Below are 20,122 nucleotides of genomic sequence, written 5' to 3' on the forward strand. Positions count from 1 at the left end.
GCATATAGAAAAGTCATTCTTGTTCTTTATGTTTAACGGCAGCGTCCAATGTACTTAACAAACGTTGCATATATTGCTTGCGGAACCTTGTTCTGGTTAGTTCATTGCCAATTACAGAAACAAGCAATACGTTCAATGATTCCAAAACTATGTTGTCGTCGGGGTCACTCTTCGATAATTCAGAAAGCATTGTAATGTAACTTGGTTCAAAATCTGCCAAAACAGCATCAAACTCACTCTGTAAGTTTACCTTTTTCTTTAATGTCTCAATTTCAGCTTTCTGAGCGTTCGCTGCAGCAAGTTTTAGTAGCATTTCCATGCCTGACAACATACTGAGTTCAGTCTTTGCATTTGCTTTTAAATTAACAAAGCTACTCTGAGCAGCTTTATAATGTGCAGCATCAGGTAACGCACCATTGTTAAAAAAAGCGTTGGCAACAATCTGCAACTCTTTGTAGACATGCTGCATCATCAAAACAAATTGATACTGTGCAGACAACCAAGCGTCATAGTCTGCATATTCATTAGCTTCGAATGTATAAAGCAATTCCAACGCAATTAATTGCGGATTCACGATTCTGTTATAACGCTCGCTAACAATTTCCGCAGGCAAAACTTGACCATCGGCTGGAAAAACATCGGTATCGCTGGTAACCATATCAATTAATGACAACAATGAATTGTCACAGGCAGCGACAGCTTGCTCCATATTTGCAATAAAAGCATCGTCGCTTTTTAGTAACTGTGTCAAACGGGGCACGGTTTTAGCTGAGTTTTTCTGAACTTTTTCCTTAATTTTCATCAATTCAGCGTGAATATTTTCTTGGTTCTCTATCAATCCCTGCTTCAGGCTTTCCTGGCTGCCGTCATAGAATTTTTTTAACAAAATTCCAGCTTCGTCAAATGCGGACATACAACGATCACGTGATGCGGAAGCATAAGTTAGTATATGTACCGAGTGATTTATCTTCAGCCTGGGTTTCTTGGGTTCTGACGCAACGGCCTGCTGTAGTCTTGTATTCGGTTGCGCTGGCGCAGCAACTTTACCTGAGCTACATGCAGACAATGAAAAGAGCACGATAGAAAACGCCAACAAGTATGAATACTTCAACACCACTTCTCCCCTTTACGCTTCAATAGCTCATCAGATAAAAACCGAAACCAATGATTTAAAATATCTTTTGTAAAGACTGGTTAGAGTTTTTTACCAAATTTCTCGGCAAATTCCCGCACTTTGTACATGTGAGCATTTTCAGCCAGATCTGTCAGTACCGATTTGTATTTACTGTTGCCCGAGCTCCCCAGTACCCGGCAACTCCAGGCATGGAAATCTGCAAATTTGCCATAACGGTGGCGCGGTATCTTGGCTTCCTGTTGTAAAATGCGGCTTAATTCGTCTAACAACGTTTCGTTCGTAAGATGCTGTTTATAAATTTGTTTTACCGCATAGAGTCGAAGGTCAGCATCGCTGCTACGCAACATATTCAATAGTTGGTTAGTTTGCCAATCAAGCTCCGGGGACATAGTTGATATATCATGGATCACTCTAGCTTGCTCTATCCGGGTAGCCATAGCGCTAAGATAGTCTTCAACATAATTTTGTAATTTTGGCGGGGTATTGCCTTGCAGCACCGTATCAAGCGTTGAACGGTAACGCTCCAAGCCTGAGTATGCCAATGCTTTTATCGCCCAAATCATTTCACCCATATCAGTGGTATTTTGATAGTTAGCTAACACTCTTTCATTAATCACATCATATACTGCCGTGCTATTGACCCATTCAGCTATCAGCTGTTTGTATACCGCGATACGCGCAGCAGTGTCGCCCTGCGCTAGCGAACTCAGGTACCCTTGTATCAACTCTTCAGGTAAATATTGTTCTGTCGTTAATCCAACAGGTTTTACTGTGGTTAGCGCTACCTTAGGGGTGTATTGCCGCTTTTTCTCAATCTGCTGAGGTGTCATACCACTGGTCATGGCGGCAAAAGCATTTTTATCATACTGATTTATACTTTTTAAGCGCAGTAACAAGCTATTCGCAATCGCATCGGCCGTCTTATATTCCAACTCCACATTATGGGTAGTCAGGCCATTAAATATATCTTTTAACGCCAATCCTGTGGTTATTTTGTGGCGGATCACAACATCCCCCAGGTAACTGGCTTCGTGTAATGAAATTATTGGCGCAACCAATTTTGGTGCAGGGAAAGGTGTTTCGTCGCCAACAAAACGGCGCGAGTAGTCAACAAATATATCCAAATCAACTACATTCATATCTCTGTCAGATGCCAAAAGATTATTTTCTTTTAATAAACTTACAAACCTCGTTTGTACAATTCTTTCCAGTTGTTGTTGAGTAATATAGTTTCCGGTGAATTTTTCTACAGATTGCGTTACGTCGGCTTCAAAATGTCTAACTGAGTATTTTATATCAATATCACTATGCGGATAGGTCGGCATTTTTTCCGGCGCTTTGCTTTGCGCGCATGAGGCTAGCAACAACAGACTTAAACAAGCCGACAAAATCGGTTTTAAATAACGAACCATATCTCTCTCCCTTTCGCAGAACGTAATGCTTTAATCTCATATCTGGCTGATATAAATAAGAAGCTCCGGAATCCCAAGCTTGGTATTTTTACAATTTTAGTGTCGTATTAACGTGCCATCTATGCCGGTTACGCCATGCGATAGATGGAAAGAAAGGCTTATAAGTAGACATAACCAGATAACGGTGAGATTACCGCCATGCGAGACATTAAAGAAATGCGGCTAAGCTAATGCAACCACTGCCATCATTCACTTTGAGTAAAAGTTTTTAGACCAGCGGCTTTGCGTCCTGCCCTTTCGGAACAGTTTGCCCCTCTTAAAAACCAGCAATCACAATTAAAATAAATGCTGACTTAACAATTGAAAAGTTATACAAAATTTAACATTTTAACAAGCTTTTTATTCGTGAGCGTTTCTATCGAGCTATGTTAATCTCCAATGTCTTTTATGTTTTAACTTTATAGCCGGTATGGAAAATCCAGCAGATCACACCGATACACAGTGCCATAAACAATAAAATCATCGCCAGGCTCAGGCCTACGTTAACATCGGCCACGCCATAAAAGCTCCAGCGAAAACCGCTAATTAAATACACCACCGGGTTAAACAGCGTGATTTGCTGCCATAGTGGCGGCAGCATGCTGATCGAGTAAAAACTGCCGCCTAAAAATGTCAGCGGTGTAATCACCATCAGCGGTACTATCTGCAGTTGCTCAAAGCTGTTTGCCAGCACACCGATAATAAAGCCGAATAAACTAAAACTAATGGCAGTTAACACCAAAAATGCCAGCATCCATATCGGATGTTCAATACTGAAGTCGACGAAAAATCTTGCTGTCAGCAGAATAATTAATCCAAGCAAAATAGCTTTGCTGGCAGCTGCCCCGACATAACCAAGGATAATTTCGATGGCTGAAACCGGCGCCGACAAAATCTCATAGATAGTGCCAGAGAATTTTGGCATATAAATGCCAAAAGAAGCATTAGAGGTGCTTTCCGTCAGTACGGTCAACATGATAAGGCCGGGTACAATAAAGGCACCATAGCTGATACCGTCAATAGCGACCATTCTCGAACCAATCGCTGAGCCAAACACGATAAAGTACAACGATGTAGACAATACCGGCGAGGCAATGCTCTGCATCAGAGTACGCCAGGTACGCGCCAGCTCGAACAGGTAAATAGCTTTGATAGCGTAAAAGTTCATGCTGCATCTCCGATCAGGCCAATAAAGATATCTTCCAGTGAGCTTTCCCGGGTATTCAAATCGCTGAACTCTACACCTAAGCTATTGAGCTGACGCAATAAGGTAGTAATGGTGGCCTGCTCTTGCTGTGCGTCATAGGTGTAGATGAGTTGCCTGTTGTCGGCAGACAGTTGCAACTGGTACGCTGCCAGCGCAGGCGGAATTTCAGGTAGCGGTTCAACCAACTGTAGGAGCAGTTGTTTTTTACCCAGCTTTTGCATCAGGCTGCTTTTGTCATCGACCAGCACCAGCTTACCGGCCCGGATGACGCCGATGCGATCAGCCATGTCTTCTGCTTCTTCAATGTAATGCGTGGTCAGAATAATAGTCACGCCACTGTCACGCAGCCGGCGGATCATTTGCCACATATCCCGGCGCAATTCAACATCGACACCCGCAGTGGGTTCGTCCAGAAACAGGATCTGCGGCTGATGCGCCAACGCCTTGGCAATTAACACCCGCCGTTTCATGCCACCAGACAACGCCATAATTTTGCTGTCTTTTTTATCCCACAGCGACAAGTCCTTTAGCAGTTGCTGTAAATAGGCGGGGTCGGCCGGTTTACCAAATAAGCCCCGGCTGAAACTAACTGTATCCCAGACGGTTTCAAAAATACTGACCGACAACTCCTGCGGTACCAGCCCGATCCGCTGTCGGGCCTGCCGGTATTGTTTAACAATATCCAGACCATCAACCAACACAGTGCCAGTGCCCGGATTGACAATACCGCAGATGATGCTGATTAACGTGGTTTTACCGGCACCGTTTGGCCCTAAAAGCGCAAAAATTTCGCCGCGCCGGATCTCTAACTGCACATTCTGCAGCGCCTGAAAACCTGACGGATAGGTTTTGCTTAAATGATTAACCTGAATAACAGACTGCACTTGACCTCCTGCATCGCTGAATTTGCGTAACCAGTGTAGCGCAAACCGACGTAAAAGCCGGTTGCTATATGAACGCCGCACACCCTAATACCTCAGGTTAACCTGAGGTCAAGCAGCTAATTTTGATTGATTGCAGACTGAATTTACCGACTAACCTACAAAAAAAAAGCATGAACAACCATTTTGGTGCGACGAATTTTTTTCATGCCAGCCAGCACAATTTTGCGCCAGAAAGTACCTAATTTACGACCAAATGCAATTACTGTGGTAATAAAACAAGAAACTAGCTATAAAAATATAAAAAAGTTGATCTGTTTCAATAACTTACGATACTCTTTTCTGTAAATTTCAAACGAAAATCGTACTTGTGAATATTGAGCAAGATCTACGGTTTCGGGAACTATGTTGATTGGAGCAGGGAAGTACTATGCCACACAACAGATTTGCCGGTGAGAACAGCCAGAGCATGTTGGTTGAGGGGGTTTATTATGGCTTTATTGTGGCGCTGTTATGGGGTGGCTGGTTAGCGATGTCATTTCATGGTATCGCTGCGGGAATGTCCGCCTGGGATATCGCTTTTATCCGTTACAGTACTTCGGGCTTACTGCTCAGCCCGCTGCTGGTTATACACAAACCTGCCGTGCGTGTTGGCTGGCAAAAGCGCCTGGTTTTGTCTGTGCTGGCCGGGCCGCTGCTGTTATGGTTTGCACTGGGTGGTTACCATTATTCTCCTCTGGTACACGGCGCCTTTATTCAGTTAGTCACGCTGATTGTGTGCAGTATTATATTATCGGTACTTATTTTAAAAGAATGGTTTAGCTGGCAATGGGGGCTGGGCGTGGGCATTTTAATAGCTGGCCTGATGCTGGTGGTCGAACCCCGCTCTGACACTTTGGCGCACCAAGTAAACTCAGATCTGATGTTTGCTACGTCGGGCGCCATGCTGGCCGTATTTATTTTACTGCTGCGGCTGTGGCGTATCAGTGCGCTGACAGCACTTATTCTGGTGTCGGTATACTCCGCACTGTTTTATATACCGCTTTATTTATTCTTTAAAGGCCCATGGGCCTTAATGATGCTGGACTCTACCCTATTATGGCAACAAGTACTGGTACAAGGTGTGTTGTCTGGTGTAGTTGCCATCTTTGCTTTTTCTAAAGCAGCTCAGTACCTGGGCACCCGTCGTGCAGCGATGTTTCCGGCGCTGTCACCCGCCATAGCGCTAGGCGTCGGTCTGCCGTTTAACAGCCAGCTGCCAGGCCTGACGCAATACCTGGGTGTCGCGATATCACTGTTGGGGTTTACTGTCGCCTTGCTCAATACACACAAAGTAAAACGGCAGACCGTCGACACAAACCTGCTTTCGTATAAAAACAATGACAGATGAGGGATATATGATGATACGCCAGATAGGAATTCGTAACCGTTTGCTAAGTGGGTTTGCTCTGACAACCTTGCTGGTATTGATACTGGGGCTGTTTTCACTAAACAGTATGTCTTCAATGCGGCAGGTCGCCGGCGTGATTGAGGGCAATGTCATTCCCAGCCTGAATACCCTGTCGAACCTTAACCTGAACATGATGCGGATACGGGTATTTACCCTGCGTTTACTGGCAGCAGAGGATGCCCGGGCAGAAACGGACACGCTGGCCCGGTTAGAGCAGGTTAAACAAGACGTTAACCGCTACCAGCATGAATATGAGCAACTGATAAGCTCAGACCAGGAACAGCAGATATATAATGCATTTTTGCGAGCCAAAGCCAATTACGAAGGCGGCCAGCAGCAGGTAGTCAACTTCCTGCTACAGTCCGACAAACCCAGCGCTTTGCTGCAACTGGACAGCCTGAACAGCTTCTCCAACGAAATGACCCAAGAGCTGGTTAGTCTGGCCGAACTTAATCAGAAAATATCCGCCGATATCAGCGGGCGATCTTTTTCTACCTACCAAAGTGGTAAAGTGTGGGTGGTCGCTGTAATTGTTATTGTCGCTGCAACGAGTATCGGCATTGCTATGCTGCTTACAACCAGTATTACTGTGCCTATATCTGAGGCCGTTGCGCTGGCTGAAACGGTTGCCGGTGGCGATCTGACCCGCACTGTCAGCGTAACGGGTGCCGATGAAGCTGCGCGTTTATCCTCGGCTTTACTTAAGATGCAGCAAAGCCTGCGCGATGCGCTGAGTCATATCGCTAACTCTTCAACCCAGCTGGCGTCTGCCGCAGAAGAGTTAAACTCAGTAACAGAAGATGCGTCACGGGGCATTCAGCGACAGAATGATGAAATTCAGCAAGCCGCCACCGCAATAACAGAAATGAGCTCTGCAGTAGATGAAGTTGCTCATACGGCTTCATCAACCTCAGAGGCCTCTGCAGAATCAGCCAGAGTGACCCATGAAGGCAGACGCCAGGTTGAGAATACCGTAAGCTCTATTCACCGCATGAATGAACAGATAGCCACCACATCAGAGCTGGTGCAAAACCTGGCCAGCCAATCACAGCAAATTGGTACTGTACTGGATGTGATTCGCGCCATCGCTGAACAAACCAACCTGTTGGCATTAAATGCTGCTATTGAAGCTGCCAGAGCCGGCGAAGCCGGCAGAGGTTTTGCTGTCGTCGCCGACGAAGTAAGAGCGCTGGCACATCGCACTCAACTTTCCACCCGGGAAATTGAGCAAATCATTACACAGATACGCACCGAGACAGGGAATGCCGTTGATGCGATGCACCAAAGCACTATGACAGCAGAGGAAGCCCTAAAAGTCTCGACAGCGGCAGGCCAGGCACTGGCGACGATAAGCGATCAGATTAACCGCATCAGCGATAGTAATTTGGTTGTAGCCAGTGCGGCAGAGCAACAAGCAAAAGTAGCACGCGATATAGACCGCAACATAGTCAATATCAGCGATTTAGCAACGCAATCAGCTGCCGGTGCCAACCAAACCAGCGCCTCAGCACACGAACTGTCCAGACTGGCAGTTGATCTAAACGAGCTGTTGACCCGCTTTAAACTGTAACCTGCCAAAATAAACAAAAAGCCGGCATGCTGCCGGCTCTGCAAACTAAAACAGATATCTACTTCGTTTTTGGCTGTGCCACTTTTAAGATTTCCGTTAAACCGGCTACCGCACCGCCGATATTGGCCAGCTCTGCCGGCACTATCATGGTGTTATTGGTTTTTGCCAGGTTACCGAACTCTTTTACGTATTGCTCTGCAACCCGCAGGCTTACCGCCTCAGAGCCACCGGGTTGATTAATGGCCTCAGCAATTTTGCGTATGCCTTCTGCCGTGGCAATCGCGATAAGTTCAATCTCTCGGGCGCGGCCTTCGGCTTCGTTTATTTGACGCATCTTGTCACCTTCAGACAGGTTAATCACTTCCTGCTTCTGGCCTTCTGATACGTTAATCATCGACTGGCGCTCACCTTCTGATTTGGCGATAGCAGCCCGGCGTTCACGTTCGGCACGCATTTGCTGCTCTAAGGCATCTTTAATACTGATAGGCAGTTCAATGTCGGCAATCTCGTAGCGCAGTACTTTCACGCCCCAGGGGGCTGCGGCTTCATCCAATGCTTTTACCACTTCTTCATTAATTTTGGCGCGTTCTTCAAAGGTTTTATCCAGATCAGTCTGGCCGATAACAGACCGCATTGTCGTCTGGGCCAGCTGGGCAGAAGCGTAACGGTAGTCGTTAATGCCATAGCTGGCCTTGTGCGGATCTATTACCTGCAGATACAAAATGCCATCTATGCCTACCTGGATATTGTCCCGGGTAACACAGGTCTGGCGCTGCACATCGATCACTTCTTCTTTTAAGCTATGTACATAGGCTACTTTGTCGATAAAGGGGATCAGAATATGAAAACCCGAATCCAGCGTGCGCGAATATTTACCCAGCCGCTCTATTACATAATTACTTTTCTGCGGTACCACCCGGGCGGTTTTAACAATGGTAATGATGACCGCCAGCGCAAAGCCGGCCATTAAAATAGTATTAATATCAATTGGACCCATCAGATTTACTCCTTAAACAGATGGCAGGTTGGATAAAATTAGTCAGGCTTAACCGCTGATACCACCAGCTTAATGCCATGGTTGGCCACTACCCAGGCAACATCGCCGGCATGCAGATTATCAGCAGATTCAGCGTCCCATTGCACGCCGTTTAGTACGACGCGACCTGCGCCCTGGTTAAAATCGGTATGCACAGTGACACGGCGGCCGATGTCATCAGCAAAACGTGAGGGTTGCTCGTTGCTGTCGGCGGTGTAACCGACAAACCAGCGTTTAAAATGGCCGCGCACGGTAAACAGCAGCAGCAATGACAATACGCCAAACAATAAGAATTGCATGCTGTAGCTGTCGATCAGGCCAAAATTCAGCAATAACCCCACTGCTATCGCCGCAATACCAAAAAATACTGCCACAATACTGGTCGCCATTAACTCTGTCAGGATCAATACAATACCGGCAATGATCCACAGCGTCGCAATATTCACTTAATTTGCTCCTTAACAATTGTTATGCTGCACATTAACTTAAGGCATACAAAGTGGTCAATCTGAACCGGTAAATGGCTTTGTAACAAGCTATGTTAAGCAGCTGCTTGTCTATTGAGGTGTAAATGAAACTGTTATTGCGTGTGCTGTTTTATACCGCATTGGTGTACGCCAGTTATCAGCTGCTGGCGGGCCTGATGCAAAAGAAACCTCAGCTACCGAAGGTGCTGCAGGACTACGCCGACAATGCGATGCAGCAGTATCTGTGTAAAGCGCCGGTAAGCTGGCGTATAGGCCAGCTGGACCCGGCATTTGATTTAACGCTGGAGCAGGCAGAACAAGCCGCTCACAGTGCCGCTATGCAATGGAACCAGGCCTTTGGTATCGAACTGTTTCGTTACGACAGCCTTGATGGTTTTGCGATAAATTTTGCCTACGATGAACGTCAGCAGCAGGTGCTGCAGCACGCCTTACTGCAACGTAACCTTGACCGCTACGACACCAACATTAGCCAGCGCGTGGCCGGTTTGCAGCAGCAAAGTGCCCGGCTGCAACAGCAACAACAGCAATTTGAGGCACAAAACCAGCAATTTGCCGCCGATGTCGCCGCCTTTGAACGCAAAGTGCAGCAAGCCTCACCCGATCGCAGCGCCTTACAACGCGAGCAGCAGCAGCTGAACCAGCGTCAGCAACAATTGCAGCAGCAGGCCGACAATCTTAATGCCGAACAGCAAAGATTACTGCGTGAACAGCAATACATTAACGACACTGTGGCTGACCGCAATGCCCTGCTACCGCAGCAAACTACTGAAGTCGCCAAAACCGAAGTCGGCCTGATGGAAATACGCGGCAAGCAGCGTGTGATGACTATTTTCGCTTATAAAACGCTGACCGATTTACAACTGACTATAGCGCACGAATTTGGCCATGCGCTGGGTGTCGGCCATACCGACAACCCGGCGTCAGTAATGCATGCAGCACTGAATACCCAGCAAAGCCGGCTGACCGCTGACGATATTCAGGCACTTAAAGCACAATGCGGCCTTTAAACGCTGCTGAACAGTTTTTGCTCTAAGGTTTTACCTTTAGTCAGGTTGCGATAACGCCAGCCATTGGCAGCCAGACACTGCAATACCGCCAGATCGAAATCAGCGTTTTGCTGGGCCTGATAGCAGAGTAACAGTGTTTTCTGCTGCAGCGCCTCAATGCTGACAACGCCGGGCAATTCAGTCAACGCCTGTGTCACGGCAGCTGTGTCATCATGCTCCAGCTGCAGTGTCAGGTATTGTTGCTGACTGTCGGCATTACTGTTCGTTTCTGTCTTTAATCGACCCTGTTCCAGATACAGCACTTTGTTGCACAGTTGCTCCAACTCGAAAATATTGTGGGAGCTGATAACAAAACTGACTTCAGCACTTAAACGGCTGATAAGCTGGCGGATTTGCAACGCATTTACCGGGTCCAGCCCGGCAGTAGGTTCATCGAGTAAAATCAGCTGCGGTGCGCCAATAAATGCCTGTGCTATAGCGGCCCTTTTACGCATACCATGGCTCAGTGCACCGGCTTTATGCTGGCGCTGTTCACTCAGTCCAACCAGTGCCAGCACCCGCTCGGTTTCTGCCCTGGCAGCTTTGCTACTCAGCCCTTGCAAGCGGCCATAAAAGTCCAGCTGCTCGCCTATACTAAATGCCGGATCGAACTGGGCATCCTGTGGCAGCGCGGCAACCTTGCCAAACAGCGCGGCGCTGCCAGGCTTATGGCCGAACAACAGCACAGTGCCACTATCTGGCTTTAAGTAACCACACAGAATACTGAATAACGTGGTTTTGCCTGCACCATTGGGGCCTATCAGTGCTGCCACTTCACCTTGCTGCAGCGTAAAATCAAGTTGCTGCAATACCTTTTTACTACCAAAAGCCTGGCTGACACCCTGACACTGAATAATAGTGTTCATAACATTCTCCGTTTCAGCAGTAAGGTTGCAGCCGTTAGCAGTACGGCGGTTTGCGCCAGCGGTAACAGTGCATGTTGCAAGGTGATCCACCCCTGCAGCTGGATTAACTGCAGCACCTGGGTACCGGGCAGATAGCCCATGACAAACAGGTAGTCAGGGAAGTAAAAAATAAACCAGCTAAGCAGCGCAAAAACTAAACCCAGGCTAACAATAGCCAGACTGACTGCCAGCCTGGCTGAGCGCACCATGGCAGAAAAACAGCTCATCAGCGCAGTAAAGGGCAGTAACACCAGCAGCAGGTTTACCGCAATAACGATAGCAGCAGTAAGCATCGCCAGGCTGATACCACCTTCACGCCAGGCAGCCAGCGATAAGGTGGCCGCCAGGGTTAGCAAAATTAAGCTGCCCTGTACCAGCATCTGTCCGCAAAAACGCCCCAGCACGATACCGGCACGGCTGGAACGTAAAGCCAGAAAGCGCAAAGTGCCGCGCTCTAAATCACTACATAGCTGATTGGCAGTAAAGAATAAGCAAAATGTCGGCAGAATAAGCAAACTCAGCACCCAATACACCGCCAGCTCTGGTGCCGGCCAGGCAAATAACTGGGTCAGCCCACCGCTGCCAAACACATCACGGAAAAACTGCTGAAAACCGTCAGCGCTGATAAGATCGCTGGCAGGCGCTATGGCATAACGCAGCAGAAAAAACCAGATAACAGCAGTAGCGGCCAGGGTCATCAGGCCACGGCGGGTAAGCCATAAACGTTGTAGTTCAAAGCCAGCATATAACCGGCATTGTTGTATGGTAGAAAGCGGATTTGCCATCGCATCGTCCTGTGCAGTCGTTATTGTTGGTATAAGCAAGGCTCATAAAGCAGTATTAATGCCAACTTTATAATCGTTTAAAATCATAATGTTATTTTTACACTGCCTATTTTTCCATTAAGAAAACCGCATTAATAAGCGCTTTTCACTATTTATTGGTGTGCCCGCCACCGGTAGTTGGCTGCAGAGCCAGCGCCGGGCACCCGGCCAAATTAACTAAAAGCGTGTAACAGATGCTGCAACTGCGGATGCACCAGTTCCCGCTGAGTCGTAATAATATAAAAGTTTTCATGCACCTCAGGCAGCGTTAAATATTGTTGCAAGCGGCCGCTATTTAACTCGTCTTTTACCACTACCGCAGGCATAACGGTTAGGGCGCCGCTATCACGCGCCAGCAGACGTAACATCGCCATATCGTCTGCTTCAGCTATTACCTCCGGTTGCAACTGATACTGAGCCGCTAGCGCATCAAACGCCGTGCGAACCGGGCTTTGCACCGGCGGCAATACCCAGCGCTGCTGCTGATAGGCCGGCAATGCACTGCCGGCGGCTTTATTTGGCGGCCCTATTACCGCTACAGGCTGCCGCGCCAGCAGCCGACACTGCCAAAGCTGGCTATCATTGCCCTGCACAGCAATATTACTCAACACCAGATCCAGTTGGTGCGCAGCCAACGCATTTAACAGTGCAGTCTGTGTCATCGAAAATAAACTGTACCGGCTGGCCGGGTTAACCAAAAGCGGGGCGATAAAACTTTCAATAAAGTTACGTGACATCGTCGCCAGGGTACCAATGCGCAGCGGGCTGTGCTGCGATTGCATGCCATTTAGCAGTAATTGCTCCAGCTCCTGGCCGCGGCTGAAAATGTCTTCAGCGTATTTCAGTGTCTGATAGCCGCTGTCGGTCAGCACTAAACGCCGCCCCTGCCGCTGAAACAGCTGCACCTGCATACTCTGCTCCAGCTGTTTGATTTGTGCAGATAACGCCGACTGGGAAACATGCAGCCGTTGCGCTGTTTCAGTCAGGTTTGCGCCCCGGGCGACCTGCCAGAAATAATACAGATGATGATAGTTTAACCGGCTCATAGTTCTCTTTTAGTGAACGATATCTGATTTATTATGTATTTTACTTATATTAAGTCACTACGCACAATAGCACCACTTCAATCTGGCGGGGTGGCAAATGCAGGCTTTAGTTCATATTTCAGCTGTTAAAGTGATATTACTGGCGCTGGTAACGCTGTTGGCAGTGGTGATTTGGCGCTACAGCGCCGTTGCACTGGCAGGTGAAACTGACAAACCACGTTTTATGCGCGCGTTAGCCGCCACTATTGCCGCAGTAGTCGTTACGTTGCTGGCTAATCATTTGGTGTTGTTCTGGCTGGGCTGGATAGCAATAAGCTTAAGCTTACAGCAGTTATTGCTGTTTTATCCCGACCGGCCAAGGGCTCAGCTGGCGGCACATAAAAAGGCGCTCAGCGCCCGCTTGGGTGAAGCACTGCTGGCAGTCGCTTTTACACTGCTGTACCTGCAATTTGATAGCGCCAATATTCAGCACATCATCCTGCAACTTGCTGGCACCACCACAGCATCACCCTTAGTGCATGGTGCGGCGGTCTTACTGGCCTTAGTGGCACTGCTCAAATGCGCTCAGCTGCCTCTGCATGGCTGGCTGATCCAGGTGGTCGAGGCACCGACGCCGGTTTCAGCGTTGCTGCACGCCGGTATTATTAATCTTGGAGGCATACTGCTGTTGCTTTTTGCCCCGTTAATGGCAATAAGCGGCATTGCCAGTGCATTGCTGTTAGTTGCAGCGCTGTTCAGCACAGTACTGGCCGCACTGATAATGACAACCCGTGTCAGCATCAAAGTCCGGCTGGCATGGTCAACGGTTGCACAAATGGGCTTGATGCTGGTTGAAATTGCGCTTGGCCTGTATACGCTGGCTCTGCTGCACCTGCTGGCACACTCGTGCTACAAAGCATATGCCTTCCTGCACAGCGGCAACGCTGTTAACCATTATCTGGCTGCGAAACTGGCCGAACCGACCGAGCCTGACGCTATGCACTGGCTAAGCGCAATGCTGCTGGCCACTTTTTTCGTCAGCCTGACCAACCTGATAATGCCATTTGGCAACCTGTCAGGCAGTATTTTGCTGATGTTGGCCATTACAGTCATTCTGCTACCCGCCATCAGTCGTGCCGACACTCAACGCTGGTTACGTGTGCTGCTAGCGTCGTTGTATAGCTGCGGCCTGGTGGTGCTTTATCTCACCGGCAAAACACTGCTTGGCACTATAGTGCCGAATAAAGCACAGCTGTCTGTAACCTCAGATTTGTTCGCCAGCAGCCTGTTTATTGCGCTGTTTATCGTTGCAGTGCTGCTGCGTTATCACGCCAGTAAGCCTGGCTTAAACCGGGTGTTTATCTGGCTGAATGCCGGTGGCTACCTGGATGAGTGGGCCACACGTATCACGTTAAAAATCTGGCCATATCATGCCAAAGCTGCTGAGACCCCAACCAAATTAACCCATCAGGAGAGGCAAGCATGAGCGCACTAAGTATTGAGCAAGGTTTGTCGTTGTTGGATACCGGGCAGTTACTGAATGCCGCAGCCAGTCAGATTGCACCGCAATGGCCACTGGATCAGTTGATCGCGGTAAACCCCTGGTGGCCCAAGCGCAACCGGGCATTTGCTGAGGTCGCTGCTGAGCAACAATTACTCAGTGCTACAGACTGCCTGATGAGTGCCAGCTGGTATTTGTCACAGTGGCAACAGCAGATTTCAGCATCACAGCTTGAACAAGCACTGCAGGAAGCACAATTGCCTCTTAGCGCTGAGCAGGCGGTGGCTGGCCTTACTCAGCATATCGAACTGCGCAGCTGGCAGAGCCTGACTCAACTGCTGGCTGAGCACAGCAGCCAGCAGGATACTCTGCCATGGCCACAACTGGTGCTGCAGCAACTGAGTCAGTTTTTAGCGCTGTATTATCAGTATCCGGAGCGTTTTAGTGCTGACGCTGACAGTGCAGATCATGCTTACCACAGTTGGTTGAGCGTAGTACGCCACGATAAAGGTTTACAGGTACTGACCAGCACCAGATTACATAGCTACTTCAGAAACTTACCAGATGAGCCGCAGGCATTGCTGCAACAAATGCTGCCCTGGCTGGATAGCTGGTGCCCAAAACCGGAGCAGCGCCGGGCCTATTTCGAAAATCTGCTGCAAAGTATTTCCGGTTGGGCCGGCTGGCAAGCCTGGCTTGACTGGCAGCGCGCACTAAAGGGCACCGCTGGCCACGATGCGGTATGCCAGCTGTTGTATATGTTGTTGGGCTGGGATTGGGTGCTGTGGCAACATGCCAAGTGTTCCAATAGCCAACACACCCAGGTGCTGGCAGCGCTGCAGCAACAAGCCGGCCAGTATAACGCCATGCTGGTTCATACTCAGGCCGCATTGAGCCTGCGACAGGTATGGCAACGTGCGTTAGAGCTGAGCGTGCAACAACCGTTGCTCAGCCAGCTGCAGCAGTGCCAGTTGCAGCAGCTTAAGCAAAGCACAACGTCGTCAGTAACACGTCCGGCTTTGCAGGCCGCATTTTGTATTGATGTACGCTCTGAACCTATGCGCCGCGCTCTGGAACAACAACATGATTCTATACAAACATTGGGTTTTGCCGGCTTTTTTGGTCTGCCAGTCGCTTATCAGGCGCCGCACAGTACCGTCAGCCGTCCACAGCTGCCCGGCTTACTTGCTCCAACGTTAACAGTGCAACAAATCCGGCCGCAGCAGGGCACCCTGAGCCGCCAACCGGCTCTGGGTTGGAAGCAGAGTTTTGACCTGGCTTCATCAAGCTTAGGCATGGTGGAAGCTGCCGGTACAACCAAGTTAATCAGTTTGCTAAAACGGGCCTTTTTACGCCCAGCGGCCAGTCATGCGCTGAATAAACACCTGGATGATCAACCCTGGCAGCTAACCAGGGATAACCAACCGCTGACACATGCTGAACAGGCGCAGTTGGCAGCAGCTATCCTGTCAGCTATGGGCCTCAATTCCGGCTTAGCGCCGGTCGTGTTGTTATTCGGCCATGGCAGCAAAAGCTGCAATAACCCGCATGCGGCCGGCTTAGACTGCGGCGCTTGTGGCGGCCAGACCGGCGAAGTGAATGTGAAGGTGCTGACGCAAATGTTAAACGATTTGGCTGTGCGCCAGCATCTGGCCGCAGACCATCAGATAACTATCCCGGCCGATACGCAATTTTTTGCTGCTATGCACCACACCACAACCGACGAGCTGGAAGTATATCAGGCGCCTCAGCAGGCTGAATGGCGAAGCTGGTTAACCGGTGCCAGCGAACAAGCAAGGCAGAAGCGCGCTATACACTTTTCACAAGATGGTGCGTCCGATAAAGCGCTGGCACGCTTTTTCCGCCTGCGCAGTACAGATTGGGCCCAGGTACGGCCGGAGTGGGGTTTGGCCAATAACGCGGCCTTTGTTATTGCACCAAGACAACTTACCAAAGCGCTGGATTTACAGGGGCGTTGTTTTCTGCACGATTATGACACGCAAAATGACGATGATTTCAGCCAGCTATACAGCATTATGACTGCGCCGATGATCGTCACAAACTGGATTAACCTGCAGTATTACGCATCGGTTGTGGCACCGCAGAAGTACGGCAGTGGCAACAAACTATTGCATAACGTAGTCGCGGGCCATGTTGGCGTATTTGAAGGTAATGGTGGTGATTTACGCACCGGACTGGCCTGGCAGTCAGTACACGATGGTAAAAAGTTAATGCATCAGCCGGTGCGTTTAACTGTGGTTATTGCCGCACCGCGCCAGGCCATTGCCAACATTATTAATCAGGCACCGGATGTTGCTGCACTGGTCAATAATAATTGGTTATGGCTATACCAACTGGACGACGATGGCACTATACACAGCTGGCAAGATCGTCACTGGCAACAGGTAAAGTTATGACGGCAAAGGCTGCACTGCTTACCCTGCATGGCAAAGCCCGGCTGATAGAGCCAGCACTGCAGCAGTTAGGCTGGCAACTAACTGCGCTGGACAGTTTTGATACCGACAGCCTGGGTAGCTTTGCCGGTGAGCGGTCGCGTTTTATGTCACCGCACGAATGTGCACTTCGTAAGGCTGCCATAGCGGCCGACTTAAGCGGATGCGATATCGGCATTGGCAGCGAAGGCAGCTTTGCGCCCGGCCCTTATGGTATTGGCACTTTTAATCTTGAACTCATCAGCTGTGTAAATATCAGCGCTGGCTGGGTTGTTACCGGCCGGTTTTATGGTCCGTCGATGGTGCAACAGTGGCAAATCAGTGACAACGTGGCATTAGCGCAAGCGCTTGCCGGTATACCCGATGGCCAGAAACTGCTATTGCAGCAACAGGACAACATCAGCAAAGGCCTGAGTGTTGCAGAAGCAGGAATACAAGCAGCTGCATTGCTTACTCAGGGCAGCATTACGCTGAGTTTTGATCTGCGTGCTCACTGCTGCCCCGAGCGTCAGCAGCATATTCGCCAGGCGGCAGCCGATTTAGTACAGCGCATAAAACGCACATGCCCGGATTGCAGTACGCCGGGGTTTTGGCCGGACAAAATAATTCGGGGGCTCCCCTGCGGCGAATGCGGTGCACCCGGTAGCTTACCCAAAGCCCGTCAGGCCTATTGCCAACGTTGTGGCTACAGTGAAACCTTTGCTGCAGAGCAGCATTACGCCGCTGCGCAATACTGTCAGGTATGTAACCCATGAACACCTTGATACTCGATGCACATAACAGCGGCGATATTGCGCTGGCGGGGCATTTTCTGCTTCAGGGTAAACTGGTCGCAGTGCCTACTGAAACCGTGTACGGCCTGGCAGCAGATGCTAGCAACCCCGACGCTGTTAGCGCTATTTTTGCTGCCAAAGGCCGGCCGGCAGATCACCCGCTTATTGTACATCTGCATTGTATTGCAGCTATTTCTGACTGGGCCTGCGATATTCCGCAAAGCGCCTGGCAATTAGCCCACGCATTCTGGCCTGGCCCACTGACATTGTTGCTGAAAAAAGCACCGCATGTCAGTAATACAGTCACCGGCGGTTTAGATAGTATCGGCCTGCGCATGCCGGCACATCCGGCCTTGCTCGGTTTGCTCAAACAGCACCGGTTAGCTGTGGCCGCACCTTCAGCTAACCGGTATAAAAAGCTTAGCCCAACCAGTTGTGAGCAGGTGCTGGCAGGATTAACCGGGCGCATCGACGCGGTACTGGACGGTGGTTTTTGTCAGCATGGTGTCGAATCAACTATTGTCGATCTCACCGGCGATGAGATACAAATTGTCCGCGCCGGACCGGTTACAGCATCGCAGCTGACAGCCATACTGCAAAAGGATGTTGCCCAACCAACACAACATCAGGTAAAAGTGGCCGGGAATGTAGAGGCACATTATCAGCCGGAAGCGCCGCTTATTGTGCTGGATAGCCAGCAATTGGCAAAGCGCATAAATACCATCAATGCAGATATTGCCGTACTGCATTACAGTCCGTTGCCACCGGGTACCCAAGTACACAGCATACCAATGCCGCAAAGCGCCGCCGACTATGGCAGTGCGCTATATCGCAGCTTATATCTGGCTGATAAAGCTAAGGTAGGGGAAATTTGGTGTGAACGACCGCCACAAAGCGAAGACTGGTTAGCCGTGCACGACAGGTTGCGCCGCGCCGGCTTTAACGGCAAAAGTTAGTTATTGCGCCGCGACAATTTTAATTTCGACTTTCCATTTCGGGTCAGCCAATTTTGCTTCAACGGTAGCACGTGCCGGGGCGCAGCCCGGCGCCACCCAGTTATCCCAGGCCAGGTTCATTGCCGCGTAGTCGGCCATGTCAGCCAGATAAATAGTTGCATCGACCAGCCGGGTTTTGTCACTACCACATTGCGCCAGCAAAGCATCAATCTGCTTTAAAACATCTTCTGTTTGCAGCGTGGCGTCGGCGCTACTGTTCTCCGGCACCATGCCGGCACAAAAAATCAGTCCGTTAACAATAACCGCTTCAGAGTAGCGGGCAGCAGGTAAAATACGTTGCATGGTCATACATCATGTCCTGAATAGCTAAAAAGCCACAGGCTACCCTGAACCACTGCAGATAACCAGCCAGCCGGGCAACAACTCATGTCAGAAAACGCATAAAAAAGACGCGCTGTCAGGATGAGATCAGCGCGCCAAAGTCGTGGTTGGGATAGTACACGAATAGGGTTAAAGCTTAGTTGTACAGATAAAACGCCGTAGTGTTGTCACTGCTGACTTCAATCAGGTCATACTTTTGCATTTGCGGAATGGCCTGCTGGATTTGCGACTCCAGTACATCCAGTTGCTGCAGGTTAGCGCACATACTTTCGCCACGTTGCTCCAAAGCCTGGCTTTGAACATCCATACGTGCTTCCAGATCTTCACCGAAACGCTCCATACGTTCGCCAAAGGCTTCCATGCGCTGTTCAAAATTACCTTCGCCACTGCTGATGGCCTGACCGACCAGCATCAGAATGCTGCCCATAGAACTGGTAACAGCCTCTTCAATCGCCTGTTCAAATTCTTCACCAAACGCATCATCCATGCTGTTGAAGCGGCTGCCGTATAACTCTATAGTGTCGCCACTGCGCACAACAACACGCTCAGAACCGGTTTTGATTTTATCCATAGCGTTTTGCAGTGCCGGATGACTGTCCAGCGAGTCGCCGGTCAACTCCGTCAGCACAGAATTTACCGCATCAGCAGCCAGCACCAGCGCATCTTCTACCAGCGCTACCGTTTCCAGTGTTTGGGTACGGACACCGGCCTGATAGTCGCGCAGCAAAGCGCGGGTATTGCTGTCAGTACTGATAACTTTACCGTCCAGCCACAGCTGCCCGTCATTATTGATGCGCCACAGCTCAGTACCGGCATCTTTCATGCTGACTAACTCGCTGTTGATCACTAAATCTTTATCGAAGTTTATATTGCAGCTTTGACCTTCGTGCGCCATTACTGCGCTGCTGATGCTGGTTAATGCAAAACCGGTCGCGATAAGTAGAGTTTTCATTTTGCTATCCTTTGGGCAATGGCCTGTGTTCATGACATCAGTAGCATTACAAACTTAATGCCAATATTTAAGTTGCTGTTATTTATTA

General features: G+C 49.4%; 18 protein-coding genes and 1 riboswitch. Of the genes, 7 read left to right on the forward strand and 11 right to left on the reverse strand.

Annotated features, from left to right (window positions below; translation table 11 throughout):
- Nucleotides 1-13: 13 nt before the first annotated feature.
- From AC5SV9_RS09595 to AC5SV9_RS09610, 4 genes are all read right to left on the reverse strand, one after another.
- Nucleotides 14-1,114: a hypothetical protein gene (locus tag AC5SV9_RS09595; protein WP_475151952.1), complete on the reverse strand. Its 1,101-nt coding sequence runs from the start codon at nt 1,112-1,114 to the stop codon at nt 14-16.
- Nucleotides 1,115-1,194: 80 nt separating this feature from the next.
- Nucleotides 1,195-2,547: a hypothetical protein gene (locus AC5SV9_RS09600; protein ID WP_475151954.1), complete on the reverse strand. Its 1,353-nt coding sequence runs from the start codon at nt 2,545-2,547 to the stop codon at nt 1,195-1,197.
- Nucleotides 2,548-2,775: 228 nt separating this feature from the next.
- Nucleotides 2,776-2,869, reverse strand: a riboswitch (cyclic di-GMP riboswitch).
- Nucleotides 2,870-2,992: 123 nt separating this feature from the next.
- Nucleotides 2,993-3,754 (reverse strand): ABC transporter permease, encoded by a 762-nt coding sequence (locus AC5SV9_RS09605; RefSeq protein ID WP_475151955.1) that lies wholly within the window; start codon nt 3,752-3,754, stop codon nt 2,993-2,995.
- Complete coding sequence (locus tag AC5SV9_RS09610; protein ID WP_134053129.1) at nt 3,751-4,677, reverse strand: ABC transporter ATP-binding protein; 927 nt, start codon at nt 4,675-4,677, stop codon at nt 3,751-3,753. The genes AC5SV9_RS09605 and AC5SV9_RS09610 overlap by 4 nt, the downstream gene beginning before the upstream one ends.
- A gap of 427 nt (nt 4,678-5,104) precedes the next feature.
- On the opposite strand from AC5SV9_RS09610, the gene AC5SV9_RS09615 reads away from it, so the two are divergent.
- Entirely contained in the window at nt 5,105-6,064 is a 960-nt protein-coding gene (locus AC5SV9_RS09615) for a DMT family transporter (protein ID WP_475151957.1), read from the forward strand.
- A 7-nt stretch (nt 6,065-6,071) separates the two neighbouring features.
- A complete protein-coding gene (locus AC5SV9_RS09620; protein ID WP_475151960.1) occupies nt 6,072-7,694 on the forward strand; it encodes a methyl-accepting chemotaxis protein in 1,623 nt (540 codons plus the stop codon).
- Between the two features lie 58 nt (nt 7,695-7,752).
- Here AC5SV9_RS09620 and AC5SV9_RS09625 read toward each other — a convergent pair whose 3' ends face one another.
- Both AC5SV9_RS09625 and AC5SV9_RS09630 read right to left on the reverse strand, forming a co-directional pair.
- Entirely contained in the window at nt 7,753-8,691 is a 939-nt protein-coding gene (locus AC5SV9_RS09625; RefSeq protein ID WP_475151962.1) for an SPFH domain-containing protein, read from the reverse strand.
- A 38-nt stretch (nt 8,692-8,729) separates the two neighbouring features.
- Nucleotides 8,730-9,176 carry an NfeD family protein gene (locus tag AC5SV9_RS09630; protein WP_134053135.1) on the reverse strand — a complete coding sequence of 149 codons (447 nt, stop codon included), beginning with the start codon at nt 9,174-9,176 and terminating at the stop codon, nt 8,730-8,732.
- Nucleotides 9,177-9,301: 125 nt separating this feature from the next.
- Between AC5SV9_RS09630 and AC5SV9_RS09635 the strand changes: the two genes are divergently transcribed.
- On the forward strand, nt 9,302-10,225 hold the full coding sequence (locus tag AC5SV9_RS09635; protein ID WP_475151966.1) for a matrixin family metalloprotease: 924 nt from the start codon (nt 9,302-9,304) through the stop codon (nt 10,223-10,225).
- Here the strand turns inward: AC5SV9_RS09635 and AC5SV9_RS09640 are convergent.
- From AC5SV9_RS09640 to AC5SV9_RS09650, 3 genes are all read right to left on the reverse strand, one after another.
- Entirely contained in the window at nt 10,222-11,130 is a 909-nt protein-coding gene (locus AC5SV9_RS09640; RefSeq protein WP_475151968.1) for an ABC transporter ATP-binding protein, read from the reverse strand. The genes AC5SV9_RS09635 and AC5SV9_RS09640 overlap by 4 nt on opposite strands.
- Entirely contained in the window at nt 11,127-11,954 is an 828-nt protein-coding gene (locus tag AC5SV9_RS09645; protein WP_397471645.1) for an ABC transporter permease subunit, read from the reverse strand. Before AC5SV9_RS09645 ends, AC5SV9_RS09640 begins: the two co-directional genes overlap by 4 nt.
- Before the next feature lie 212 nt (nt 11,955-12,166).
- Nucleotides 12,167-13,039: a LysR family transcriptional regulator gene (locus tag AC5SV9_RS09650; RefSeq protein WP_475151971.1), complete on the reverse strand. Its 873-nt coding sequence runs from the start codon at nt 13,037-13,039 to the stop codon at nt 12,167-12,169.
- Between the two features lie 97 nt (nt 13,040-13,136).
- On the opposite strand from AC5SV9_RS09650, the gene AC5SV9_RS09655 reads away from it, so the two are divergent.
- From AC5SV9_RS09655 to AC5SV9_RS09670, 4 genes are read left to right on the forward strand one after another with little or no spacing between them, the layout of a single operon-like run.
- Nucleotides 13,137-14,504 (forward strand): NADH-quinone oxidoreductase subunit L, encoded by a 1,368-nt coding sequence (locus AC5SV9_RS09655; RefSeq protein WP_475151973.1) that lies wholly within the window; start codon nt 13,137-13,139, stop codon nt 14,502-14,504.
- A complete protein-coding gene (locus AC5SV9_RS09660) occupies nt 14,501-16,936 on the forward strand; it encodes a putative inorganic carbon transporter subunit DabA (protein WP_475151975.1) in 2,436 nt (811 codons plus the stop codon). Before AC5SV9_RS09655 ends, AC5SV9_RS09660 begins: the two co-directional genes overlap by 4 nt.
- Nucleotides 16,933-17,727, forward strand: a complete 795-nt coding sequence (locus tag AC5SV9_RS09665; RefSeq protein WP_475151978.1) for a DUF6671 family protein — start codon at nt 16,933-16,935, stop codon at nt 17,725-17,727. The genes AC5SV9_RS09660 and AC5SV9_RS09665 overlap by 4 nt, the downstream gene beginning before the upstream one ends.
- Entirely contained in the window at nt 17,724-18,701 is a 978-nt protein-coding gene (locus AC5SV9_RS09670) for an L-threonylcarbamoyladenylate synthase (protein ID WP_475151979.1), read from the forward strand. The genes AC5SV9_RS09665 and AC5SV9_RS09670 overlap by 4 nt, the downstream gene beginning before the upstream one ends.
- Here AC5SV9_RS09670 and AC5SV9_RS09675 read toward each other — a convergent pair whose 3' ends face one another.
- Both AC5SV9_RS09675 and AC5SV9_RS09680 read right to left on the reverse strand, forming a co-directional pair.
- The gene (locus AC5SV9_RS09675; protein WP_475151980.1) at nt 18,702-19,049 is read right to left on the reverse strand and encodes a RidA family protein; all 348 of its coding nucleotides are present in this window, start codon (nt 19,047-19,049) and stop codon (nt 18,702-18,704) included. It abuts the gene before it with no gap.
- A gap of 169 nt (nt 19,050-19,218) precedes the next feature.
- Complete coding sequence (locus AC5SV9_RS09680; protein ID WP_475151981.1) at nt 19,219-20,034, reverse strand: YggN family protein; 816 nt, start codon at nt 20,032-20,034, stop codon at nt 19,219-19,221.
- Between the last annotated feature and the right edge of the window lie 88 nt (nt 20,035-20,122).

The organism is Rheinheimera sp. ATLC3 (assembly GCF_059429535.1).